Source organism: Mesorhizobium sp. C268A, assembly GCF_040324475.1.
In the GTDB taxonomy this organism is placed as follows: Bacteria; Pseudomonadota; Alphaproteobacteria; order Rhizobiales; family Rhizobiaceae; genus Mesorhizobium.
The window spans coordinates 1-22551 of the sequence record NZ_JAMYVX010000001.1; the positions used below are offsets into that span (position 1 = coordinate 1).

The 22551-nt window shown below is 62.6% G+C and carries 22 protein-coding genes and 1 pseudogene; 11 read left to right on the top strand and 12 right to left on the bottom strand.

Annotation, left to right across the window (positions count from 1 at the left end; translation table 11 throughout):
- Both gyrA and NKL06_RS00010 read right to left on the bottom strand, forming a co-directional pair.
- The coding region (gyrA, locus tag NKL06_RS00005) for a DNA gyrase subunit A (protein ID WP_352580028.1) at nucleotides 1-2602 on the bottom strand (2602 nt) is incomplete at its 3' end.
- Between the two features lie 222 nt (nucleotides 2603-2824).
- A complete protein-coding gene (locus NKL06_RS00010; protein WP_023693393.1) occupies nucleotides 2825-3676 on the bottom strand; it encodes a helix-turn-helix transcriptional regulator in 852 nt (283 codons plus the stop codon).
- A gap of 87 nt (nucleotides 3677-3763) precedes the next feature.
- Between NKL06_RS00010 and NKL06_RS00015 the strand changes: the two genes are divergently transcribed.
- The 3 genes from NKL06_RS00015 (at nucleotide 3764) to NKL06_RS00025 (ending at nucleotide 5448) form a co-directional block, all read left to right on the top strand.
- Nucleotides 3764-4342 (top strand): hypothetical protein, encoded by a 579-nt coding sequence (locus NKL06_RS00015; protein WP_023693392.1) that lies wholly within the window; start codon nucleotides 3764-3766, stop codon nucleotides 4340-4342.
- Entirely contained in the window at nucleotides 4335-4712 is a 378-nt protein-coding gene (locus NKL06_RS00020; RefSeq protein WP_023693391.1) for a VOC family protein, read from the top strand. Before NKL06_RS00015 ends, NKL06_RS00020 begins: the two co-directional genes overlap by 8 nt.
- A gap of 106 nt (nucleotides 4713-4818) precedes the next feature.
- On the top strand, nucleotides 4819-5448 hold the full coding sequence (locus NKL06_RS00025; RefSeq protein WP_023670949.1) for a MarC family protein: 630 nt from the start codon (nucleotides 4819-4821) through the stop codon (nucleotides 5446-5448).
- A gap of 38 nt (nucleotides 5449-5486) precedes the next feature.
- On the opposite strand, the gene NKL06_RS00030 is transcribed toward NKL06_RS00025, so the two are convergent.
- From NKL06_RS00030 to NKL06_RS00045, 4 genes are all read right to left on the bottom strand, one after another.
- Nucleotides 5487-5912, bottom strand: coding sequence for an OsmC family protein (locus NKL06_RS00030; protein ID WP_023693390.1), 426 nt, complete (start codon nucleotides 5910-5912; stop codon nucleotides 5487-5489).
- 23 nt (nucleotides 5913-5935) lie between these two features.
- Nucleotides 5936-6334 carry a DUF2306 domain-containing protein gene (locus tag NKL06_RS00035; RefSeq protein WP_023670947.1) on the bottom strand — a complete coding sequence of 133 codons (399 nt, stop codon included), beginning with the start codon at nucleotides 6332-6334 and terminating at the stop codon, nucleotides 5936-5938.
- Nucleotides 6335-6371: 37 nt separating this feature from the next.
- On the bottom strand, nucleotides 6372-6905 hold the full coding sequence (gene ssb / locus NKL06_RS00040; protein ID WP_023670946.1) for a single-stranded DNA-binding protein: 534 nt from the start codon (nucleotides 6903-6905) through the stop codon (nucleotides 6372-6374).
- A gap of 210 nt (nucleotides 6906-7115) precedes the next feature.
- Nucleotides 7116-7517 (bottom strand): hypothetical protein, encoded by a 402-nt coding sequence (locus NKL06_RS00045; protein ID WP_023670945.1) that lies wholly within the window; start codon nucleotides 7515-7517, stop codon nucleotides 7116-7118.
- A gap of 133 nt (nucleotides 7518-7650) precedes the next feature.
- Between NKL06_RS00045 and NKL06_RS00050 the strand changes: the two genes are divergently transcribed.
- From NKL06_RS00050 to NKL06_RS00085, 8 genes are all read left to right on the top strand, one after another.
- A complete protein-coding gene (locus NKL06_RS00050) occupies nucleotides 7651-7965 on the top strand; it encodes an ArsR/SmtB family transcription factor (protein WP_023693389.1) in 315 nt (104 codons plus the stop codon).
- Complete coding sequence (locus tag NKL06_RS00055; RefSeq protein ID WP_023693388.1) at nucleotides 7962-8429, top strand: SRPBCC family protein; 468 nt, start codon at nucleotides 7962-7964, stop codon at nucleotides 8427-8429. The genes NKL06_RS00050 and NKL06_RS00055 overlap by 4 nt, the downstream gene beginning before the upstream one ends.
- Before the next feature lie 29 nt (nucleotides 8430-8458).
- A complete protein-coding gene (locus NKL06_RS00060) occupies nucleotides 8459-9067 on the top strand; it encodes an ATP-dependent Clp protease proteolytic subunit (RefSeq protein WP_023693387.1) in 609 nt (202 codons plus the stop codon).
- Between the two features lie 146 nt (nucleotides 9068-9213).
- A complete protein-coding gene (locus NKL06_RS00065; protein ID WP_032906241.1) occupies nucleotides 9214-9435 on the top strand; it encodes a hypothetical protein in 222 nt (73 codons plus the stop codon).
- A gap of 784 nt (nucleotides 9436-10219) precedes the next feature.
- A complete protein-coding gene (uvrA, locus tag NKL06_RS00070; RefSeq protein ID WP_023693385.1) occupies nucleotides 10220-13141 on the top strand; it encodes an excinuclease ABC subunit UvrA in 2922 nt (973 codons plus the stop codon).
- A 34-nt stretch (nucleotides 13142-13175) separates the two neighbouring features.
- A complete protein-coding gene (locus NKL06_RS00075) occupies nucleotides 13176-13640 on the top strand; it encodes a GNAT family N-acetyltransferase (RefSeq protein WP_023693384.1) in 465 nt (154 codons plus the stop codon).
- 27 nt (nucleotides 13641-13667) lie between these two features.
- Nucleotides 13668-14471 (top strand): DUF72 domain-containing protein, encoded by an 804-nt coding sequence (locus NKL06_RS00080; protein WP_023693383.1) that lies wholly within the window; start codon nucleotides 13668-13670, stop codon nucleotides 14469-14471.
- A 315-nt stretch (nucleotides 14472-14786) separates the two neighbouring features.
- On the top strand, nucleotides 14787-15932 hold the full coding sequence (locus tag NKL06_RS00085) for a GGDEF domain-containing protein (RefSeq protein ID WP_023670937.1): 1146 nt from the start codon (nucleotides 14787-14789) through the stop codon (nucleotides 15930-15932).
- Nucleotides 15933-16024: 92 nt separating this feature from the next.
- On the opposite strand, the gene NKL06_RS00090 is transcribed toward NKL06_RS00085, so the two are convergent.
- The 6 genes and pseudogenes from NKL06_RS00090 to urtA form a co-directional block, all read right to left on the bottom strand.
- Nucleotides 16025-16201 carry a hypothetical protein gene (locus NKL06_RS00090; protein ID WP_023670936.1) on the bottom strand — a complete coding sequence of 59 codons (177 nt, stop codon included), beginning with the start codon at nucleotides 16199-16201 and terminating at the stop codon, nucleotides 16025-16027.
- A 531-nt stretch (nucleotides 16202-16732) separates the two neighbouring features.
- Complete coding sequence (gene urtE / locus NKL06_RS00095) at nucleotides 16733-17428, bottom strand: urea ABC transporter ATP-binding subunit UrtE (protein WP_023693382.1); 696 nt, start codon at nucleotides 17426-17428, stop codon at nucleotides 16733-16735.
- A 69-nt stretch (nucleotides 17429-17497) separates the two neighbouring features.
- Complete coding sequence (gene urtD / locus NKL06_RS00100) at nucleotides 17498-18244, bottom strand: urea ABC transporter ATP-binding protein UrtD (RefSeq protein WP_023693381.1); 747 nt, start codon at nucleotides 18242-18244, stop codon at nucleotides 17498-17500.
- Between the two features lie 4 nt (nucleotides 18245-18248).
- Nucleotides 18249-19481 (bottom strand): urea ABC transporter permease subunit UrtC, encoded by a 1233-nt coding sequence (urtC, locus tag NKL06_RS00105; RefSeq protein WP_023693380.1) that lies wholly within the window; start codon nucleotides 19479-19481, stop codon nucleotides 18249-18251.
- A pseudogene (gene urtB / locus NKL06_RS00110) lies at nucleotides 19478-21095 on the bottom strand (urea ABC transporter permease subunit UrtB). The gene urtC and the pseudogene urtB overlap by 4 nt, the downstream one beginning before the upstream one ends.
- Nucleotides 21096-21207: 112 nt before the next feature.
- Nucleotides 21208-22518, bottom strand: a complete 1311-nt coding sequence (urtA, locus tag NKL06_RS00115; protein WP_023670931.1) for an urea ABC transporter substrate-binding protein — start codon at nucleotides 22516-22518, stop codon at nucleotides 21208-21210.
- Nucleotides 22519-22551 lie beyond the last annotated feature (33 nt).

Genomic DNA, 22551 nt, shown 5'->3' on the forward strand with positions numbered 1-22551 from the left:
TGACCGTGCCGCCATCCGAAACCAGCATGATCTGGTCGTCATTGCCGACCGGGAAAGTCGCCACCAGCTGGCCGATCTCGGCCACCTTCGACACGTCGGTGGCGCGGATGCCTTTGCCGCCGCGTCCGGTCAGGCGGAAATCGTAGGATGACGAGCGCTTGCCGTAGCCATATTCGGTCACCGTCAGCACATACTGCTCATGCGCCTTGAGCTCTTCGTAACGGCTGTCGGAAAGCTCGGTCTCCTCGCCAATCTCCTCATTGGTGAGTGCAATCTCTTCTTCCTCGCCGGTCACCTCGGCGGCAAGCCGCCGCTCCTGTGCTGCCCGCTTGAGGTAGGCGGAGCGTTCCGCCGGCGAAGCATCGACATGCTCGATCACCGACATGGAGATGATGCGGTCGGTCTCGGCCATGCTTATGCCGCGCACGCCGACCGAATTGCGGCTCTGGAAGACGCGCACATCGCCAACGCGGAAGCGGATGCACTGGCCGGAACTGGCGGTCAAAAGCACATCGTCATTGTCTGTGCAGGTCTCGACGCCGAGAATCTCGTCGCCCTCCTCCTCCAGCTTCATGGCGATCTTGCCATTGCGGTTGACCTGGACGAATTCGGACAGCTTGTTACGGCGCACGGTGCCGCGCGTGGTGGCGAACATGACGTCGAGTTCGCCCCAGCTGGTCTCGTCCTCGGGCAGCGGCATGATGGTGGTGATGCGCTCGCCCTGCTCCAGCGGCAGCATGTTGATCAGCGCCTTGCCGCGCGACTGCGGATTGCCGATTGGCAGCCGCCAGACCTTTTCCTTGTAGACGATGCCGCGCGAGGAGAAGAACAGCACCGGCGTATGCGTGTTGGCGACGAACAGCCGGGTGACGAAATCCTCTTCCTTGGTCGACATGCCGGAGCGGCCCTTGCCGCCGCGGCGTTGCGCCCGGTAGAGCGACAGCGGCACGCGCTTGATATAGCCGGAATGGCTGACGGTGACGACCATGTCCTCGCGCTGGATCAGGTCCTCGTCTTCCATGTCGGCGCCGCCGTCGGTGAGCTCGGTGCGGCGCGGCGTGCCGAACTCGTCGCGCACGGCGGCAAGCTCGTCCTTGACGATCTGTTGGATGCGGGCGCGGGACGACAGAATATCGAGGTAATCCTTGATCTCGTCGCCGATGGTGTTCAGCTCGTCGGCGATTTCGTCACGGCCGAGCGCGGTCAGGCGCTGCAGGCGCAGTTCGAGGATTGCGCGCGCCTGTTCCTCGGAGAGGTTGTAGGTGCCATCCTCGTTGATGCGATGGCGCGGATCGTCGATAAGCAGAATCAATGACTCGACGTCCCCGGAGGGCCAGCGTCGCTCCATCAACTGCTCGCGCGCCGTCTGCGGATCGGGCGCGGTGCGGATCAGCTTGATGACTTCGTCGATGTTGGCGACGGCGATGGCGAGGCCGACCAGCACGTGGGCGCGGTCGCGCGCCTTGCGCAGCAGGAATTTCGTGCGCCGGCTAATCACCTCTTCGCGGAAGCTGACAAACGCCTTCAGCATGTCAGTCAGGTTCATCACTTCCGGCTTGCCGCCGTTCAGCGCCACCATATTGGCGCCGAAGGAGGTCTGCAGCGGCGTGAAGCGGTAAAGCTGGTTGAGAATGACGTCGGCGACAGCGTCGCGCTTCAGCTCGATGACGACGCGGTAGCCCTGGCGGTCGCTTTCGTCGCGAATGTCGGAAATGCCTTCGATGCGCTTGTCGCGCACCAGCTCGGCCATTTTCTCGATCATCGAGGCCTTGTTCACCTGGTACGGGACTTCCGTGATGATGATCGATTCACGGTCGTTGCCGCGCTGTTCGACATTGACCTTGCCGCGCATGACGATGGAGCCACGGCCCGTCGCATAGGCGCTGTAGATGCCGGAACGGCCGAGCACGATGCCGCCGGTCGGGAAATCGGGACCCGGAATGATCTCCATCAGCGCCGGCAAGTCGATTGCCGGATTGTCGATGATGGCGATCGCGCCGTTGCAGATCTCGGCCAGATTATGCGGCGGAATGTTGGTGGCCATGCCTACGGCAATGCCGCCGGAACCGTTGACCAGAAGGTTGGGGAAGCGCGCCGGCAGCACCTTCGGCTCGGTATCGGAGGCGTCATAAGTCTCCTGGAAATCGACGGTTTCCTTGTCGATGTCCTCCAGCAGCTCATGTGCGACCTTGGTCAGCCGCGATTCGGTGTAGCGCATCGCCGCCGGCGGATCGCCGTCGATGGAGCCGAAATTACCCTGCCCGTCGATCAGCGGCACGCGCAGAGACCAGTCCTGCGCCATGCGCACCAAGGCGTCGTAGATCGAGGCGTCGCCATGCGGATGGTATTTACCCATCACGTCGGCGACCGGGCGGGCCGACTTCACATATTTGCGGTTCCAGTGGTAACCGCTCTCATGCGCCGCATAGAGAATGCGGCGGTGAACCGGCTTCAGGCCGTCGCGTACATCGGGCAGCGCACGGCTGACGATGACGCTCATGGCATAAGAGAGGTAGGAGCTCTGCATCTCCTCGATGATGGAGATGGGCTCGATGCCGGTAGGGCCGCCGTCGGCGCCGCGCGGGGGTTTTTGGTCGGTCAAATCGGATCACAATCTAATCAGGAATCACTGACCGCTTATATAGGAAGCACGGCCGAAACTCCAATATTCGTGGTGCTTTTCCAATGAGGATTTCAGTGGTAAATTCAAATGGATACCTCTGATTGCGACGATTTGGCCATAACGCATTCGCCGCCGCCAGGGCAAAAGCCTGCGATGGACCGTTTTCCAAGCCAAGAGCGTATCAGGAGGCAGGCGGACGCATCAGCGGGTAGCCACCCGCCGGGCGCGATAGTCGCCAGGCGTCTCGCCCATGACGCGCCGGAAACGGCGGTTGAACGTCGACAAATCGTTGAAACCGGCCTCGAAGGCGATTGCCGAGATGGCATCGCCTGACATGCGCAGCCGCACCGCCGCGCGGTGCAGCCGGGTTCTCAGCAGAAACTGATAGGGCGTCATGCCGGCGACCTGCCGGAAGGTGCGCAGGAAATGATACGGGCTGGTCGCCGTCGCGCAGGCAAGCTCGGAAAGCGAGACCGGCCGGTCGGCATGGAGCTCGATCTGCCGCACCGCCTCGGCAACCCGTTTCTGGTCGCGGCGGCTCGGCGCTCGGACGCCCGGCACCGCATCGCTGGCCACAGGCAGTGCTGCGCCGGCAACTGCCAGTGCTGCGCCGGCAATTCGCAGACCAAGCTCCTCAAAGGCGTCGATGTCGACCATCTCGCGCGCCGCTTCCGCCTCGGCCAGCAGCGATGCCAGCGCCGGCAAGGGCGGCATATGCGGCACGCGGAAGGCGAGCTTGCTCGCGCCGGGCACGTCGCTGGCGATGCGGTCGAGATAGGCCGGAGCGAAGTGGAAGGACAGGCAACGGTCGCCGGAGCCATGCTCATGCCCGCATTCATAGCAGGCGCCGACATTGCCGAGCAGGATCGCGCCCGGCGCCAGCATGGCGGCGCCTTGCCTGGTGCGGTAGCGGAAGGTGCCGCTGGTGACAGCGGCAACGCAGAAGGTGTCGTGCGCCTCCTCGAACGGGCGGTCGCCGGCGCCGGCCGTGCACAGCACGTCACAGACATACCAACCCTGCCCCGATGCCAGGTTTTGTTCGCTCGTCGTCATGGCTTGAAAGATAGCAATTTTTCCCAAGCGCGACAGCCGGTCGGGGCCTATCGCTTGCAGCCTCCTGACATAACGAAGGCAGCAAGTATGATCGGTACATCCTCCTTTGTCGAAGCGCTCCACAGCGACGGCCCCAATCCCGGCCTGGCTGAAAAGCTGGATCTCTACGGCCGCTTCGTCGGCGCCTGGACATTCGATGCCACGCGCCATCTCGAGGACGGCACGGTTCTCACCGGACGCGGCGAGGTGCATTTCGGCTGGGTCCTGGAAGGCAGGGCGATCCAGGATGTATGGATCCTGCCCGCGCGGGATGCCGGCCCCTCGCCCTCGCTCGGCAAATGGACTTTCTATGGCACAACGCTGCGGGCCTATGATCCCGGCTCGGATGCCTGGCACATCTTCTGGAGCGACCCGCGAAACCAATACTACAGCCGCCAGCTTGGTCGCGCCGAAGGCGACACAATTGTGCAGGTCGGCGCCGACGGCACTGGTTCCTCGGTCCGCTGGAGCTTTTCGCGCATCACCAAGGACAGCTTCCGCTGGCTCGGCGAGCGTTCGCACGACGATGGCAAGACATGGCGTCTCGAAGTCGAGTTCCTGGCGCGCCGCGTCGCCCAGGAACTGATGACGCAACATATTGCAAAAAAGGTGAAAAAACATGCTTGACCATGTCTCGATCGGCGTCCGCGACACCAATTTTTCGAAGCCCTTCTACGATGCCGCGCTAAAGCCGCTCGGTTATTCCTGCCTCAGCCAGTCGCCAGGCTCACTGGGTTATGGTGCGCAAACCGTGGCGCTGTGGGTGAACGACGCGGAGCGGCCAGTGTCATCGGACGAGAAGTCCGGTCTGCATTTCTGCTTTACCGCGCCGACGAGGCAGAGTGTCGTTGCCTTCCATGCCGCCGCCTTGCGTGCAGGCGGCAGCGACAATGGCGCGCCGGGCCTGCGCGCCGAATATGGCGAGAACTATTACGCTGCCTTCGTCGTCGATCCCGACGGCTATCGCCTGGAGGCCTATTGCAACGCTGCCGCCTAACACTGACGCCGTCTCCGGTATCGCCATGTCAGACGGTTCCCACCGGTCGGGCTTTGCTCTACCACTATGGTGGCGCAGGGGTCCGGCCCGGCGGGAGGGGTCAGCGATGCCGAGTTTCGACAGCCTGTTCAACGCCTTCGTGACCATTCTGGTGACCATCGACCCGCCAGGTCTCGCGCCGCTCTTCCTCGCGGTGACACGCGGCATGAACCGCGAGGAACGTCAGCAGGTTTCGGTGCGCGCCTCGATCATCGGCTTCCTGGTGATGGCGCTGTTTGCGGTGGCCGGGGCGTCCATCCTGTCGGTGTTCGGCATCACGCTGCCGGCTTTCCGCGTCGCCGGCGGGTTTTTGCTGTTCTTCATCGCTTTCGAAATGGTGTTCGAGCGCCGCCAAGATCGCAAGGAGAAGATCGGCGACGTCGCCATCACCAAGGACATGATCCACAACATCGCGGCCTTCCCGCTGGCGATCCCGCTGATCGCCGGCCCCGGTGCGATTTCGGCGACTGTGCTACTGTCGGGCTCTTTTCAGGGTTTTGCAGCACAAGCGGCGCTGGTCGGCATCATCTTCGTCTGCCTTGCCATCACCTATCTGGTGTTCGTGCTGTCGGAGCGCATCGACCGCATCCTCGGCCAGACCGGCCGCTCGATCCTCACCCGCCTGCTCGGCGTCATCCTGGCCGCGCTTGCGGTTCAGTTCGTCGCGGATGGCATCAAGGCGCTGATGGCGGGGTAAGCGGCAGCCCCTGCTCCCTGTTCCCTGCTCCCTGCTCCCTACTCCACCGCCGTATCGACGACCTCGAAATCGTGGGTGATGACAGCCGTCTTGGCCAGCATGGCCGAGGCCGAGCAGTATTTCTCGATCGACAGGTTGATGGCCCGCTGGACCTTGTCGCGCGACAGCGCGTGGCCCGTGACGATGAAATGCATGTGGATGCGGGTGAAGACTTTCGGGTCGGTTTCGGCCCGGTCGGCGTCGAGTTCGACAACACAGTCCTCGATCGCCTCGCGGCCTTTTTCGAGGATGTGAACGACATCATAGGCCGAGCAGCCGCCGGTGCCGATCAGCACCAGTTCCATCGGGCTCGGACCCGGCGTCTTGCCTTCCGGCCCGGAGGCGGTTCCCAGCACAACCTTGTGGCCGCTGCCGGACTCGCCGACGAAGGTGCGCTCCTCGACCCATTTGATCCGGGCTTTCACGGCAATCTTCCTTTCAGAAAGCGTCACTGGCCGAAGACGACCGTGTGCATGATCCGCCCCGGCAGCAGCGTGAACACGCCGGCGCCGATCAGGGCGAAAACATACAGCGATATCATGACCCTGCGATGTTTGGCGACCCGATGCATATGCGCGTGCCAGACCGCCAACGGCACGGCGATCAACACTAAAATCGATAAGAGATGGATCGGGCTGAACGGACCGACGAGGCGTATCTGCTGGATCCAGAAACTGGAGACGGCGACGACCAGCATCAGCGCCGCCCAGGCATAGCCGACGACACGATGACGCGTCGTGCCTTTCGGCAGCGCCAGTTGCGTAGCGCCAACGGCCAGCGCGGCAAGGGCCGCGAAGGCGTGCCATGGAATGGGAGGGCTCGCCGACAGAAGCGGTCCGAGCGACACCGCACCCTCTCCTCAGATATCGCTGACTATCGTCAGCTCAGAACGGGATTTCGTCGTCCAGTTCGCGCGACGAGCCGCCGCCACCGCCGCCCTTGGAACCGCCGCCACCGCTATTGCCGCCGCGGTTGAAGCTCTCATTGGGGCCAGACTGGCCGAAATCCGAGCCACGGCTCGCGCCGCCGCCGCCGGCATAGTTGCCGACCTGACCGCCGCCCTCGCCGCGAGAATCGAGCATCTGCAGCTCGCCGCGGAATTTCTGCAACACGACTTCGGTCGTGTACTTGTCGGCGCCGGTCTGATCCTGCCATTTGCGTGTCTGCAGCTGGCCTTCGACGTAAACCTTCATGCCCTTCTTCAGGTACTGCTCGGCGACCTTGGCGATCTGGTCATTGAAAATGACCACGTTGTGCCATTCGGTCTTTTCCTTGCGCTCGCCGGAGTTCTTGTCGCGCCAGCTTTCCGACGTGGCGATGCGGATGTTGACGACCGGGTCACCAGAATTCAGGCGGCGGATTTCAGGGTCCGCGCCGAGGTTACCGACCAGAATGACCTTGTTGACGCTACCCGCCATGACAATTCTCCGCGCTCATCCGAAACAAATATCAAGTCGTTCACCTTATAGGCCGCGGACAATCCTGGCTTGCCGCGGCTGGCTTTTCCCACAAGGTTTTTGTTCCCTTTTCGTTCCTATACTGTTAACCACGGATTGTCAAGGAATGGCAGCAATCGCCGACGCGGGCGCGTGGATTTAGCTGACACGCAGGGGCGAGAGGCGGTGTCGTCAGCGCCGTTTTTTAGCTGGTCGCAACGGACCGAAAAAGCCGCTCCACTCCATGCCCATGGCATGGGCGCGCTGTGCGATCACGGTTGGTGCCGACATCAGCCCGACTGCAGGTTCAGATTTCAGAGCCGGGTCATTCAGCAATTTCCCGATCGCGCGCCCGTGCCACCACACCTGAGCGACGAGCGCCGCTACCACCGCGATCAGGCCCCAGGTCCCCAATCCTTCGCCGAAGATGTAAATCCCGTATGGCGGCGATAGCGCCGTACCCAGCTTGGCCAACAAGATCACGGCCACGAAACCGATGACGGCGATCGCTCCTATACCGAGTACGAGGCGGCGATAGAGCCTCAGAGCCTCGTTGAGGTTCTCGGCGGACGAAAGATCGACGTTGGAATTCATAAATACTACTCCTGCCTCGCGATGATCGGCCCATCTTGTTCCCCATGGATTAGAGGCCCGGCAGGATCCAATCAATACGGGGCATTCAAAACACCCCTTGCCAAATCGATAAGTATTGACTTATGCTTTTGTCATGATCGAAGCACAGATTTTTCGCGCCCTGGCCGACCCGACGCGACGCGCCGTCTATGAGCGGCTGACTTCCGGCGAGATGAGCGTTTCGGAGTTGCGCACCGGCATGAGCGTGTCGCAGCCGGCGGTGTCGCAGCACCTTGCCGTACTGCGCGGCGCCGGCCTGGTCAGCGAAAGGCGGGTCGGCCGCAACGCCTACTATCGCACCGATCCGCAAGGGCTCGAGCCGCTGCTCGGCTGGATCGAACGCTACCGCGCATTCTGGCCGGAGCGCATCGAAAGACTGAAGGCCGTTTTGAAGGACATGGACCAATGACCGACGAAAAGCAGACGCAGACCGCCAAGGATGCCCTCGCCTTCGAATGCGATCTGCCGGACGCACCGGAAAAAGTGTGGCGGGCGCTGACCGTGCCGGAGCTTTTGGCGGAATGGATGATGCCGAACGACATCAAGCCGGAAACCGGCAGCCGCTTTGCCTTTGCCGGGCCTGAGAAGCCGATCGAGTGCGAAGTGCTCGATGCCGAACCGGGGCGCCTGCTGCGCTATTCCTGGCGCGAGCGTTCCGGCGACGCCGACCGCGAGGAGCTGGAGAGCATCGTCACCTTCACACTCGCCCGCACCGTTTCCGGCGGCACGCATCTGCGCATCGTCCATGACGGGTTTGTCCTGACGCCTGCGGTCGCGATGGCCGGCGCCGGCTGCCGGCTCTGGCTGCGCGCATACAAGCCCAAACCGCCTGTCGCCGCCAACGCGCCACGCCTGTTGCTGCGCGCTGCCTGAACCGGCAAAATCAAAACGGAGACAATGAGATGAGCGGCTTTGCCAATCTGGTGCCGATGGTGATCGAGCAATCGAGCCGCGGCGAACGCGCCTTCGACATTTTCTCGCGGCTGCTGCGCGAGCGCATCATCTTCGTCAATGGCGAGATCAATGACGGCATGTCGGCGCTGGTCTGCGCCCAGCTCCTGTCGCTGGAATCCGAAAACCCCGACAAGGAGATCTCGCTTTACATCAACTCGCCGGGCGGCGTGGTTACCAGCGGCTTCGCCATCTACGACACGATGCAATTTGTCAGTTGCCCGGTATCGACGGTGTGCATGGGCTTTGCCGCCTCGATGGCCTCGTTCCTGCTGATGGCGGGAACGCCGGGCCGGCGCATCGCGCTCCCCAACGCCAGCATCGTGCTGCACCAGCCTCTGGGCGGCTTCCAGGGCCAGGCCTCCGACATCCAGCGCCATGCCGAAGGCATTTTGCGCACCAAACGGCACATGACGGAACTGTATGCGCAACATTGCGGCCGCACCTATGAAGAGGTCGAACGCACGCTCGACCGCGATTTCTTCATGACCGCCAAGGAGGCCAAGGAGTGGGGCCTCGTCGACCATGTGTTCGACACCCGCAAAAAGGAGGCGGCCTGATCGGCGGATTGAATGCAGGCCGGTGTTCCCTCAATTTCAACGCCGCTGGTCTGGCCTCGCCTTGAGCGCGGCACTATAGTCTTGCCATGCGCTACCACCTGAACAGACTGACCATAGCCATTGCCATCACGGCGGCGACATCGAGCATGGCCTTTGCCGGGGGCAGCACCAGCACGTCGCGGAAAGGCGCCCTGCCCGGCGTGGCCGGCGACTACCGCATCGCCAAGCCCGCGCCGCAGCCGGAGCCGGACGACGCGCTGCCTCCCGGCGAGAACGGCACGTTCAAGATCGGCGACACCGATGTCAGGATTTCCGGCAGCATCACTGTCGATGTCGGCACGGGTGGGATCAAGCCGCCGCGCCGGTAGCCCCTTCTCCCAGCTACCATACGGGAGAGAAAGCCTGCGCCGACGACTTCCTCGCAAAAGAACAGCCCCGCCGTTGCTTCCGCTAACGGTCGGGGCTTTTTTTTGGATTCCAAATCCAAACTGCCGGTAGTGTTATACCGACTTTGATTTCGGATGCTTCGCGGCATTCAGCCGACTATCCGACTAGCCGTCTCTGATTTTTGTGGGATTCGGCAGGTCACGGTTTGTCTGGTGGTTTGTTGGACTGACGCGATGCGTTCGTTTGGACGCATACACTCCAATGCCTTGAAACTACCTGGCAATTATGCCCGCCGCGGCTCCACTAGCAGGTGGAGCCTCAAGGGACTATCCGGTGGCGTCATGCTCCGCTCCTATGTCCGTTGCGACTGGTGTCAATCCGAAGCACAAATCGCAAAAACCTGCGGCGTCTCGCAGGCCGCTATGGGCGGCGAGGCCATCAAAGACGGCCGGCTCCGTTGACTCCGGCAGAGTGCGCCCCTGATTTGACGGCGTCAACCTTGAATAGCCGGTTACGGAAAATGTGATCGTCGGGAGCTTACGTCAGGGTCAGTTTCTGAAACACCCTTGTCAGTTTCTGCACAGCTTTGTCAGGAGCGTGTTCGGTCTTTGTTCTTTCCGCTTGCCCGTTCGCGCGAAAGACGGTTAAACGGCTTTGGTCGAGAAGTGTGGCGTCTCTCGACGTGGCGGCAAAAATACCTACATAGGGAATGGCCGGGAAAACCCGCCGATCCCACTGACACCAGACCTGAGGCGGCGACCGGCGATGGCCGACCATAAATACCTTTCCATTCGCGGGGCACGCGAACACAACCTAAAGAATGTCGATCTCGACCTGCCGCGTGACAGCCTGATCGTCATGACCGGCCTGTCGGGCTCCGGCAAATCGTCGCTTGCTTTCGACACCATCTATGCCGAGGGCCAGCGCCGTTACGTCGAGAGCCTGTCGGCTTATGCGCGCCAGTTCCTCGAAATGATGCAGAAGCCGGATGTCGACCAGATCGACGGCCTGTCGCCGGCCATCTCGATCGAGCAGAAGACCACGTCGAAGAACCCGCGTTCGACGGTCGGCACCGTCACCGAGATCTACGACTACATGCGCTTGCTGTTCGCGCGCGTCGGCATCCCCTATTCGCCGGCGACCGGCCTGCCGATCGAGAGCCAGACGGTTTCACAGATGGTCGACCGGGTGCTGGCGGTCGAGGAAGGCACGCGCCTTTTCCTGCTGGCGCCGATCGTGCGCGGCCGCAAGGGCGAGTATCGCAAGGAACTGCTGGAGCTGCAGAAGAAGGGCTTTCAGCGCGTCAAGGTCGACGGCGTCTTCTATGAGATCGCCGATGTGCCGGCGTTGGACAAGAAGTACAAGCACGACATCGACGTCGTCGTCGACCGCATCGTCGTGCGCGGCGACCTGGCAACACGGCTTGCCGATTCCATCGAAACGGCGCTGAAGCTCGCCGAAGGGCTGGCGGTGGCCGAGTTCGCCGACCGGCCGCTCGACGCCAGCCAGACCGGCGAGGACTCGGTCAACAAATCGAAGAACGAGACGCATGAGCGCATCCTGTTCTCGGAAAAATTCGCCTGCCCGGTTTCCGGCTTCACCATTCCGGAGATCGAGCCCAGGCTGTTCTCGTTCAACAACCCGTTCGGCGCCTGCCCGACCTGCGACGGCCTCGGCAATCAGCGCGCCATCGACGCCAGCCTGATCGTGCCGGACGAAAACGTCTCGCTGCGCGACGGCGCCGTCAGCCCGTGGGCGAAATCGACCTCGCCCTATTATGCGCAGACGCTGGAAGCGCTGGGCAAGGCATACGGCTTCAAGCTCGGCGACAAGTTCAAAGACCTGACCGAAGAGGCTAAGGATGCCGTCCTGCGTGGCACCGGCGAGCGCGAGGTCACCTTCCAATATGATGACGGCCTGCGCTCCTACAAGACCACCAAGACGTTCGAGGGCGTCATTCCCAATCTCGAACGGCGGTGGAAGGAAACCGAATCCGCCTGGATGCGCGAGGAGATCGAGCGCTTCATGTCGGCGACGCCCTGCCCGGTCTGCAAGGGATACCGGCTGAAGCCGGAAGCGCTGGCGGTGAAGATCGCCGGCAAGCATATCGGCGAAGTCACAGAGCTGTCGATCCGCAAGGCCGACCAGTGGTTCACCGAACTGCCGCCACATCTCAACGACCAGCAGAACGAGATCGCGGTGCGCGTTCTCAAGGAAATCCGTGACCGCCTGCGCTTCCTCAACGATGTCGGCCTCGACTATCTGACGCTGTCGCGCAATTCCGGCACGCTGTCGGGCGGCGAGAGCCAGCGCATCCGTCTGGCGTCGCAGATCGGCTCCGGCCTCACCGGCGTGCTCTATGTGCTGGACGAGCCGTCGATCGGCCTGCACCAGCGCGACAATGCCCGCCTGCTCGACACGCTCAAGCATCTGCGCGACATCGGCAACACGGTGATCGTCGTCGAGCATGACGAGGACGCCATCCTGCATGCCGATTATGTCGTCGACATGGGTCCGGCCGCCGGCATTCATGGCGGCGAGATCATCGCCCAAGGCACGCCGCAGCAGGTGATGGCCAATCCCAACTCGATCACCGGTAAATATCTGTCGGGCGCGCTCGAAGTCGCCACGCCCGGTGTCAGGCGCGAGGCCAAGAAAAACCGCCGGCTGAAGATCGTCGGCGCGCGCGGCAACAATCTCAAGAACGTCACTGCCGAAATCCCGCTCGGCACTTTTACCGCCGTCACCGGCGTGTCTGGCGGCGGCAAATCGACCTTCCTGATCGAGACGCTGTTCAAGGCGGCGTCGCGCCGCATCATGGGCTCGCGCGAGCATCCGGCCGATCACGACCGCATCGAGGGCCTCGAATTCCTCGACAAGGTCATCGACATCGACCAGTCGCCGATCGGCCGCACACCGCGTTCGAACCCGGCCACCTACACCGGCGCCTTCACACCGATCCGCGACTGGTTTGCCGGGTTGCCCGAGGCCAAGGCCCGCGGCTATCAGCCGGGCCGCTTCTCCTTCAACGTGAAGGGCGGCCGCTGCGAGGCCTGCCAGGGCGACGGCGTCATCAAGATCGAGATGCACTTCCTGCCCGACGTCTACGTCACGTGCGACGTCTGCCACGGCAAGCGCTACAACCGCGAGACGCTCGACGTCCTGTTCAAGGGCAAGTCGATCGCCGACGTCCTGGACATGACGGTCGAGGAAGGCGTCGATTTCTTTGCCGCCGTGCCCGGGGTGCGCGACAAGCTGGAGACGCTGAAGCAGGTCGGCCTCGGCTACATCCATATCGGCCAGCAGGCGACGACGCTGTCGGGCGGCGAGGCGCAGCGCATCAAGCTCGCCAAGGAATTGTCGCGCAAGGCGACCGGCAAGACGCTCTACATCCTCGACGAGCCGACCACCGGCCTGCACTTCCACGACGTCGCCAAGTTGCTGGAAGTGCTTCACGAACTGGTCGACCAGGGCAACACGGTGGTGGTCATCGAGCACAATCTCGAAGTCATCAAGACCGCCGACTGGGTGCTCGACCTCGGCCCCGAAGGCGGCGATGGCGGTGGCGAACTGGTGGCACAGGGCACACCGGAAGCCATCGTGCGCGAAAAGCGCAGCTACACCGGCCAGTTCCTGAAGGAGCTTTTGGAGCGGCGGCCCGGAGGCAAGCGCGAAGCGGCGGAGTAACTGACAGACCGGTCGGGCGCCTGGAGAGCTTTGAATGACAGTCCGACAGGCGCTTGCCGGTGATCTCGACGCAGTCGTCTCGCTGACGCAGACCGCCTATGAGCACTACACGCCCCTGTTAGGCGCGCCGCCGCTCCCAGTCACCGAGGACTATGCGCCACGCATCGAGCGTGGCGAGGTCTGGCTCTTGGAGAGCGGCGCGGAACTCGCCGGGCTGATCGTTATTGAGCGCCATCCCGATCATGCGATGATCTTCAGCGTCGCGGTCTCCCCCGCTTTCCAGGGCAGGAAACTCGGCACCGCGCTGCTCGACTTCGCCCAGGAACAGGCGCGGCTATGGGGTGTGCCGGAGGTGCGGCTCTACACCAATTCGCGCATGGAGCGGAACATCGAGATCTATACGGCCTATGGCTTCCACGAAACGGGCCGCCGAGCCAATCCCCACCGTCCCGGATGGATCGTGGTCGACATGATCAAACCGGTTGGAAAAATAGCCTGACCGCATTTTTAGAATGGGAGGAAGACGATGATCAGCCAAGGAACAATCCGCGCCGGGATGGGCGGCTGGACTTTCGAACCCTGGGATACGTCTTTCTACCCGGACAAGCTTTCCAAGGCCAAACAGCTAAGTTACGCCACCCGCCAGGTGCCGAGCATCGAGGTCAACGGCACCTACTATTCCAGCTTCAAGGAGCCGACCTTCGTCAAATGGGCGGGCGAGGCGCCGGACGGTTTCGTCTATTCGCTGAAGGGCAATCGCTTCGTCACCAACCGCCGCGTGCTTGGCGAAGCCGGCGAGTCCATGACGCGCTTTCTCGGCTCCGGCATTGCCGCGCTGGGCGACAAGCTGGGCCCGATCCTGTGGCAGTTCGCGCCGACGAAAAAGTTCGACGCCGACGATTTCGAGGCCTTCCTGAAGCTGCTGCCGGAAAAGCAGGATGGCGTGGCGCTGCGCCATGCGCTGGAAGTGCGCAACGACAGTTTCAGCGTGCCGGAATTTGTGGGCCTGGCGCGCAAATACAAGGCGGCAATCGTCTATGCCGACCATGCCAAATATCCTGGTATCGCCGACATCACCGGCGATTTTATCTATGCACGGCTGCAGACCGGCAGCGACGACAATCCGGATTGCTATACGCCGAATGGCCTGGACGAATGGGCAGCGCGGGTGAAGACCTGGGCGCAAGGCAAGCAGCCGGCCGATCTGCGGCGCGCCGATCCGACTTTCGACGCGCCGGTGAAACCGCGCGATGTGTTCGTCTACTTCATCACCGAGGGCAAGGTGCGCGCGCCGTTCGGCGCCATGGCGCTGATGAAGCGGGTGAGCTGATCGGTTAAAGCGCGTCGCGCTGAAACGGATTCATACGACGCGATTTAAGTCGTTGTCTTGATGCATGCCGTTGTCCCAGAACCGCGGCACACTTCTGTGCGACATGCATTAGGAGCAATTCCAGGAAAAGTGTGGAACGGTTTTCCCGGGAAAGCGATCAGCGCTTTCCCTTGAAAAGGGTTTCAACCCAGAATTGCTACGATGAACCGAAGCGTGATAGCTTATGCGCATCGTAACCTTATCGATACCTCCATCCTGCATAAATCCGGTGCGGGTCCTTTCTAGAGGCCGGCCGCCGCGCGCAAGGACGAGGGCATGTCGCTCGACTACAGTTCCCTTCTGTTGGCTGTCGGGTTTTCCGCCGCTTGCCTCGGCCTGACGCTGTTCGGCATTTGGCTTACCGCGCGCTCGGAAAAATTCCTGCTGACCTGGGCGGTCAGCGTGCTTCTGATCGTCGCCGACGTCTTCGCCTACCAGGCCTATATCGACGCGCCCGGACGCCTGCTCGGCCTCGCCAGCTTCACGTTCCTGCTGCTCGGCTTCGCGACCATGCTGGGCGCGGCCCATCAGTTCACGACCGGCCGCTCGCCATTGCCGCGCATCGCTGTCGGCGCCGGCGTCTCGCTGGCAGTCGCCTTGCCGCCGATGGCGCTTGGCTATGACGGGCTGGGCTTCATGCTGGAGAATGCCTTCGCCGCGCTGCTTTTGTTTGCGACGGCCTATGAATACTGGAAGGGTCGTACGGAATTCCCGGCCCCGATCCTCGGCATTGCAGGGCTCTACACCGCCACCGCAATTTCCTTCGTGCTGTGCTCCGGTGCACTTGTCTGGGATGGCAGGCTGGTGCTTGGCCATGCGCCGAGCAACTGGGCCGAGGATTTCAGCCTCATCGTCGTCATCGCCTGCATGACCGGCATCGGCGCGCTCTCGCTGGCGCTTAACCAGGGACGCCTGGCGCAGCATCATCGCCGCGAAGCGCTGACCGATCCGCTGACCGGACTGCTCAATCGGCGCGCTTTGTTCGACCTGCACGGCAAAACACCGGTCCGGTCCTTCACCGCCGTGATCGTGTTCGATCTCGACGGCTTCAAGGCCATAAATGACGAGTTCGGCCATGCCACCGGCGACGAGGTGCTGAAACTGTTCGCCAAGGATTTGACCGCCAATCTCCAGCCGGGCGATGTCGCCGCGCGCATGGGCGGAGAGGAATTTGCATTGGTGCTCGATCGCACCTTGCCTGAAAAGGTGGAATTCATAGCCGAGCGGATCCGGGCCAGTTTTGCCATGCGCCGGATCGATACCGAGACCCGCCTGCTCTCCTGCACGGTCAGCGCCGGCTACGCCTTCGGCAGCGAGGGCGGCACCAAATTCGACAAGGTGCTCAGCGCCGCCGACAAGGCGCTTTACGGCGCCAAGCGCGGCGGCCGCAACCGTGTGCTCGCCTTCCGGCGCGCCGGGTAGGCTGGGCTGATATTCAGCCGGCCTGAACCTCACCACACGTAAAACAACACCCCAAAGCGCGTCGCATGAGGCCGTTCAGGCGCGACGCGCTTTTAGGCCGCTATGACGATCTCGTTGTAAGTGTCGAGGTCGACGTAGAAAACCTTGGTGATTTCGCCGATCAGCTCATCCTGCTGGTAGCCTTGCGAGCGCAGAATGTTGATGGCGGTGATGATGTCGACACGCTCTGTCAGCCGTCGTTTCTGGTGGTCCTCGACGAACCGTTCCATAGCCCTATTCTCCTGGCAAGATTATCTGAACGCATCGACCGACAATCAGAACTGCTAGGGAAGCTAGGGTGGCTTGCTTGCGTGGAACTTGCAGGCTGAGCCAGCATATTCCCTCGATCTGCTACAGAACCAGACTGATACGGAAGCGGCCGACTCACCGAGGCCTAGGAAAGACTAGCATGCAGTATTCGGCGTGCCAGAGTGTGGCGGCCTCGGACGAAAGTCCGACGCAACGGGTGCGGACCTTCGCGACTTCATCATCCTTGGGCGTTGCGACGCGAAGCGGAGCGAAGACCCAGGGATCCATGCCGGGATGAAGAAGCGTCATTAACGGTGCAGAATGTGGAATGCCAATGTGCCGCAGAAGCGATCTTGTTCTGCATCGCGGCACTCTTTGGCTGATGTCGCGGCATGGATTCTAGGGTCTGCGCGCGTCGCTCCGCTCCTTGGCTCCGCCCTAGAATGACGAAGTGATTGTGGGCATTTCAGCCAATCTTCGACGTGTACGATCCGTGCAGCCGTCGACCTGCGTTAAACCGTCAGAAACTTCCTGACGTCCGCCCGGTCGAGATCTTCGGCCGGTCCGGTGTGGACGATCTGGCCGCGGTCCATGATGTTGACCTCGTCGGCGAGCTCGCGGCAGAAATCTAGATATTGCTCGACCAGCAGAACGGCGATACCGGCCTGGTCGCGCAGATAGCGGATGGCCCGGCCGATGTCCTTGATGATCGAGGGCTGGATGCCTTCGGTCGGCTCGTCGAACACCAGCAGTTTCGGCCGCATGACGAGCGCCCGGCCGATGGCGAGCTGCTGCTGCTGGCCGCCTGAGAGATCGCCGCCGCGCCGCCCCAGCATCTGCTTCAGCACCGGAAACAGTTCGAAGACATGCGCCGGCACGTTGCGGTCGGCGCGCTTCAACGGCGCAAAGCCGGACTCCAGGTTTTCGCGCACCGTCAGCAGCGGAAAGATCTCCCTGCCCTGCGGTACGAATGCGATGCCCGACCGGGCGCGATCATACGCCGCGCTCCGGTCGAGCGCCTTCCCCTCGAAGGCAACGCTTCCGCTCGTCAGCCGGTGGTGGCCGACGATCGATCTCATCAAACTGGTCTTGCCGACGCCGTTGCGGCCGAGCACGCAGGTGATCTTGCCGGCACCCGCCGTCAGCGACACACCGCGCAGCGCCTGAGCAGCGCCGTAATGGAGCGTGGCGTTGGAAACTTCGAGCATGTCAGCGCCTTCTCCAGAAGCGAAGGAACGAGAAGTCGAAGCGATGGAATTGCACCCGCCACACCATGCTCATCTCCCGAGGTAAACTTCGACGACGCGCTCGTCGGTCGAGACGAAATCGAGCGAGCCTTCCGACAGCACCGAGCCCTCATGCAGGCAGGTGACCTTGACGCCGAGTTCGCGCACGAAATGCATGTCGTGTTCGACGACGATGACCGAATGGTCGCGCGCTATGTCCTTGAGCAGGCGCGCGGTTTCCTCGGTCTCGGCATCGGTCATCCCGGCGACCGGCTCGTCAACCAAAAGCAGCTTCGGGTCCTGCGCGAGCAGCATGCCGATCTCCAGCCACTGCTTCTGGCCGTGGCTGAGATTGGCGGCCAGATCGTTGCGCTTGTCGCCCAGCCGGATGATGCCGAGGATGTCGTCGATCTGTCTGGCTTCGGCGGCCGAGCGGCGATGGAAGAGCGCCGGGAAGATCGAGCGCGGGCCCTTCAGCGCCAGCATCAGATTGTCTTCGACGCTGTGGCTTTCGAAAACGGTCGGCTTCTGGAACTTCCGGCCAATGCCCATCATGGCGATCTCGGCCTCGTCGTGCCGGGTCAGATCGACCTGCCCGTCGAAGAACACTTCGCCTTCGTCGGGCCGTGTCTTGCCGGTGACGATGTCCATCATCGTCGTCTTGCCGGCGCCGTTGGGGCCGATGATGGCGCGCATCTCGCCTCTGTCGAGGACCAGCGACAGATTGTTGATGGCGCGAAAGCCGTCGAAGGAGACCGAGACGCCGTCGAGATAGAGGATGGTGTTGGACTTCGACATCGCTCTATTCCGCCGGCTGCGGTTCAGGCCCGGACGCGGACCAGGCACCGGGCGTTGTTGCCGCGCTGCGCACGATCTTGGGTGGCGGCGGGACATCAGGGTCTGTGCCCGCTTCCTCTGCAATCGCTGCAGCCCGCATCGCCCGAGCGTTACCGCGCCAGGAATCCCACATGCCGACGATGCCCTTGGGCAGGAACAGGGTTACGGCAACGAACAGGCCGCCGAGCGCAAACAGCCAGAATTCCGGCAGCAGGCCGGTGAACCAGGATTTGCCGGCATTGACGAGCAGCGCACCGACGATCGGGCCGACAATGGTGCCGCGCCCACCGACGGCTGCCCAGATCACGACTTCGATGGAATTGGACGGCTCGAATTCGCCGGGATTGATGATGCCTACCTGCGGCACATAGAGCGCGCCGGCGATGCCGGCCATGACAGCCGAGACGGTAAAGGCAAACAGCTTCACGTTCTCCGCCCGCCAGCCGAGAAAGCGGGTGCGGCTCTCGGCATCGCGCACGGCCATCAGCAGCTTGCCGTATTTGGAGCCGACGATCGCCCAGGTGATGAAGACGGCGAGCGCGAGTATGATGGCGCTGGCGGCAAACAGGGCCGAGCGGGTGGCGTCGGCCTGCACGTTGAAGCCCAGAATATCCTTGAAATCGGTCAAGCCGTTGTTGCCGCCGAAACCCATGTCGTTGCGGAAGAAGGCGAGCAGCAGCGCGTAGGTCATCGCCTGGGTGATGATGGAGAGATAGACGCCGGTGACGCGGCTGCGGAAGGCGAACCAGCCGAAGACGAAGGCGAGCAGGCCGGGCACCGCCAGCACCATGATGGCGGCGAACCAGAAGTGGTCGAAACCGGTCCAGAACCAGGGCAATTCCTTGTAGTTCAGGAACACCATGAAATCGGGCAGGATCGGATTGCCGTAAACGCCGCGCGAGCCGATCTGGCGCATGAGGTACATGCCCATCGCATAGCCGCCGAGGGCGAAGAAGGCGCCATGGCCGAGCGAGAGGATGCCGCAATAGCCCCAGACGAGATCGAGCGCCAAGGCAAGCAATGCATAGCAGAGGTACTTGCCCGTCAACGCGACGATGTAGGACGGAATATAGAACGCGCTTTGCCGCGACACTGCGAGGTTGAGCAGCGGCACGATAATGGCGGCCGCCAGCAGGATGAAAATGGTGATGGCGATGCGACGGTCGGCGCCCGCGGCGAAGAAGCGTCCCGTGATCATGTTTCCACCGCCCTGCCCTTGAGTGCGAACAGGCCGCGCGGGCGCTTCTGGATGAACAGGATGATCAGCACCAGCACGACGATCTTGCCGAGCACCGCGCCGGCATAGGGTTCGAGAACCTTGTTGACGATGCCAAGCGAGAAGGCGCCGACCAGCGTGCCCCAGAGATTGCCGACGCCGCCGAAGACGACGACCATGAAACTGTCGATGATGTAGCCGCGGCCGAGATTGGGCGAGACATTGTCGATCTGGCTGAGCGCGACGCCGGCAATGCCGGCAATGCCGGAGCCGAGCGCAAAGGTCAGCGCATCGACCCAAGGCGTCCTGATACCCATCGAGGCGGCCATGCGGCGGTTGGCGGTGACGGCGCGCATCTGCAGACCCCAGGGCGTGCGCTTCATGACAAAGAGCAGCACGCCGAAGACGGTGAGCGCGAAGACCAGGATCCAGAGGCGGTTCCAGGTGACGGCGAGTTGGCCGACATCGAACGATCCCGACATCCAGGAGGGGTTGCCGACCTCCTGGTTGGTCGGTCCGAAGATCGAGCGCACCGCCTGCTGCAGGACAAGCGAGACGCCCCAGGTTGCGAGCAACGTTTCCAGCGGCCGGCCGTAGAGGAAACGGATGACGCCGCGCTCGATGATCAGGCCGACGGAAGCGGCAACCAGGAAGGCGAGCGGCAGCGCGATCACCAGCGACCAGTCGAACAGGCCGGGGAATGAGGTTCGGATCACCTGCTGGACGACGAAGGTGGTGTAGGCGCCGAGCATCACCATCTCGCCATGCGCCATGTTGATGACGCCCATGACGCCGAAGGTGATGGCGAGGCCGATGGCGGCCAGCAGCAGCACCGAGCCAAGCGAGATGCCGTACCATATGTTCTGGCCGGCATCCCACAGCGCCAGGCTCGAATTGATGCTGGCGATTGCCGCCGTCGCGGCATCCTTGACCGCGCCTTGCGCATTGGCCTCGACCGCGGTGAGCAGCGAGACCGCGTCGCGGTCGCCGCGCGCGCCGATCAGGGCAATGGCGGCAAGCTTGTCGGCCTCCGGCTTATCGGAGACCAGCACCGATGCCGCGCGCGCCTGTTCGAACAATGCCTTGACCTTGGCGTCGGTCTCGGCGGCGATGGCTGCATCGAGCGGCTCGATATTGGCGGCATCGGGGGGTCTTGAACATGGTGTCGGCGGCGGCGATGCGGACAGAAGGATCTTTCGCGCGCAACGTCAGCGTTCCCAGCGCATCTCGGATGACACGGCGCAGCGTGTTGTTGACCTTGATCTTGGTGATGTCGGCCTTGGCGGCGTCGCCGGCTTTCTCGCCGCTCAGCGGGTCGAGCAGCGTGACGCTGTCGGCGGCCTCACTGCCGACGAAGACGGCTGAATCGGCTTTACGAATGTAGAGATTGCCTTCGGCGAGGGCTGCAAGCGGCCGTTCAACCAGCGGATCGCCGGTGGCGGCAAGTTCGCGCACAACAGCCTCAGTGGTGGCAAAGCCCGTGCCCGTGGCGAATTTGGCGACGATGGCGCGCAGATCGGCTTCGGCTGCGTTCGACGGCAATAGGCTTGCCACCAGGAACACCAGCATGAGGCCGAGAGTGCGCAACAGGATCATCCGTTCAGATACTCTTCTGTGGGGAAATTCCGCGTCCGGGCGGGCTGAAGCGCCCGGACGCTTGGCGGTACCGATCGTGGACGCGTCCACGATCGGTCAGTCCCGGGAGGGATCAGTTCGTGCCCTTGCCGCCGCATTTGCCGGTGGCAACGTTGAAGTTGCCGCAGGACAGAGGCGCGCGCCAATCCGAAATCAGGTCCTTGGAATCGGGCAGATAGTCGGACCATTCGTCGCCCATCACGAGGCCGGGCGTCTGCGACACGGTCTCGAACTGGCCGTCGGCCTGGATCTCGCCGATCAGCACCGGCTTGGTGATGTGATGGTTCGGCATCATGGTCGAATAGCCGCCGGTGAGGTTCGGCACGGACACGCCGACCATGGCGTCGATGACCTTGTCGGGATCGGTGGTGCCGGCCTTTTCGACCGCCTTCACCCACATGTTGAAGCCGATATAGTGAGCTTCCATCGGGTCGTTGGTGGTGCGCTTGTCATTCTTGATGAACTTGTGCCAGTCGGCGATGAACTTCTTGTTTTCGGGTGTGTCGACGCTCTCGAAATAATTCCAGGCAGCGAGATGGCCGACCAGCGGCGCGGTATCGAGACCGGCCAGTTCTTCTTCGCCGACCGAGAAGGCCATGACCGGGATGTCCTCGGCCTTGATGCCCTGGTTGCCGAGTTCCTTGTAGAACGGAACGTTGGCGTCGCCATTGACGGTCGAGACGACGGCGGTCTTCTTGCCGGCCGAGCCGAATTTCTTGATTGCGGAGACTTCGGTCTGCCAGTCGGAGAAGCCGAACGGCGTGTAGTTGACCATGATGTCTTCGGCGGCGACGCCCTTGGCCTTCAGATAGGCCTCAAGGATTTTGTTGGTGGTGCGGGGATAGACGTAGTCGGTGCCTTCCAGCACCCAGCGCTTCACCGAGCCACCGTCCTCGCTCATGAGATAATCGACGGCAGGAATCGCCTGCTGGTTCGGGGCGGCGCCGGTGTAGAACACGTTGCGCTCGCTTTCCTCGCCCTCATACTGGACGGGGTAGAACAGGATGTTGTCGAGTTCCGAGAACACCGGCAACACCGATTTGCGCGACACCGAGGTCCAGCAGCCGAACACGGCGGCGACCTTGTCCTTCGAGATCAGCTCGCGCGCCTTTTCGGCAAAGAGCGGCCAGTTGGAGGCCGGATCGACAACGACCGCCTCGAGCTTCTTGCCGAGCAGACCGCCCTTGGCGTTCTGCTCTTCGATGAGCATCAGCATGGCGTCTTTCAGCGTCGTCTCCGAAATCGCCATGGTCCCCGACAGCGAATGCAGAATGCCGACCTTGATCGTGTCTTCGGCGGCCTTGGCCGGAGACGACATCGACAGGCCGGCGGCGACCACGCCGGCCGAAAACATTTTTGTTATTGTGGAGAAATTACCCCTCATACCGAAGACTCCCAAGCTGTTTGATTGCACCGC

Coding starts and splice junctions, on each gene's coding strand:
- NKL06_RS00010 (WP_023693393.1), bottom strand. CDS start 3,676: ATGACGACGAGCGAACAAAACCTGGCATCGGGGCAGGGTTGGTATGTC.
- NKL06_RS00015 (WP_023693392.1), top strand. CDS start 3,764: ATGATCGGTACATCCTCCTTTGTCGAAGCGCTCCACAGCGACGGCCCC.
- NKL06_RS00020 (WP_023693391.1), top strand. CDS start 4,335: ATGCTTGACCATGTCTCGATCGGCGTCCGCGACACCAATTTTTCGAAG.
- NKL06_RS00025 (WP_023670949.1), top strand. CDS start 4,819: ATGCCGAGTTTCGACAGCCTGTTCAACGCCTTCGTGACCATTCTGGTG.
- ssb (WP_023670946.1), bottom strand. CDS start 6,905: ATGGCGGGTAGCGTCAACAAGGTCATTCTGGTCGGTAACCTCGGCGCG.
- NKL06_RS00045 (WP_023670945.1), bottom strand. CDS start 7,517: ATGAATTCCAACGTCGATCTTTCGTCCGCCGAGAACCTCAACGAGGCT.
- NKL06_RS00050 (WP_023693389.1), top strand. CDS start 7,651: ATGATCGAAGCACAGATTTTTCGCGCCCTGGCCGACCCGACGCGACGC.
- NKL06_RS00055 (WP_023693388.1), top strand. CDS start 7,962: ATGACCGACGAAAAGCAGACGCAGACCGCCAAGGATGCCCTCGCCTTC.
- NKL06_RS00060 (WP_023693387.1), top strand. CDS start 8,459: ATGAGCGGCTTTGCCAATCTGGTGCCGATGGTGATCGAGCAATCGAGC.
- NKL06_RS00065 (WP_032906241.1), top strand. CDS start 9,214: ATGGCCTTTGCCGGGGGCAGCACCAGCACGTCGCGGAAAGGCGCCCTG.
- uvrA (WP_023693385.1), top strand. CDS start 10,220: ATGGCCGACCATAAATACCTTTCCATTCGCGGGGCACGCGAACACAAC.
- NKL06_RS00075 (WP_023693384.1), top strand. CDS start 13,176: ATGACAGTCCGACAGGCGCTTGCCGGTGATCTCGACGCAGTCGTCTCG.
- NKL06_RS00080 (WP_023693383.1), top strand. CDS start 13,668: ATGATCAGCCAAGGAACAATCCGCGCCGGGATGGGCGGCTGGACTTTC.
- NKL06_RS00085 (WP_023670937.1), top strand. CDS start 14,787: ATGTCGCTCGACTACAGTTCCCTTCTGTTGGCTGTCGGGTTTTCCGCC.
- NKL06_RS00090 (WP_023670936.1), bottom strand. CDS start 16,201: ATGGAACGGTTCGTCGAGGACCACCAGAAACGACGGCTGACAGAGCGT.
- urtE (WP_023693382.1), bottom strand. CDS start 17,428: ATGCTCGAAGTTTCCAACGCCACGCTCCATTACGGCGCTGCTCAGGCG.
- urtD (WP_023693381.1), bottom strand. CDS start 18,244: ATGTCGAAGTCCAACACCATCCTCTATCTCGACGGCGTCTCGGTCTCC.
- urtC (WP_023693380.1), bottom strand. CDS start 19,481: ATGATCACGGGACGCTTCTTCGCCGCGGGCGCCGACCGTCGCATCGCC.
- urtA (WP_023670931.1), bottom strand. CDS start 22,518: ATGAGGGGTAATTTCTCCACAATAACAAAAATGTTTTCGGCCGGCGTG.